This is a genomic window from Bacillus sp. SIMBA_031 (assembly GCF_046535225.1).
Classification (GTDB): Bacteria; Bacillota; Bacilli; order Bacillales; family Bacillaceae; genus Bacillus; species Bacillus velezensis.
Window position 1 is genome coordinate 1 of the sequence record NZ_JAWRXC010000328.1, and the last position, 265, is coordinate 265.

A 265-nucleotide genomic window follows, 5' to 3' on the forward strand; every position below is an offset into this window, starting at 1 on the left:
CAGTGGTCGGCCAGGATCAGACTCCTGCACTTCCAGTACTTGCTCGAACAGCTCACCTGGCAAGGACTCGTTGAACCAGGGCTCCCAACTCAGGAAAACCTTGTCACCTTCGGCCATGGCGGCATAGGGCGCTGTTGCCAGCAATATGCCTTCGGGATTGAGCAGGTTGACGTCGATCACCCCCTCATGGGCATCTTGCAAGTGAGCAACCGGCAAAGCCCATATGCCTTCAGCGGGCCGGTCAACGAAGAAGAAACGACGCTTG

Annotated in this window: 1 protein-coding gene; it reads right to left on the reverse strand. The window is 57.4% G+C overall.

The annotated features are described in order from the left end of the window. The coding region (locus SB724_RS20505) for a hypothetical protein (RefSeq protein ID WP_410572742.1) at positions 1–265 on the reverse strand (265 nt) is incomplete at both ends.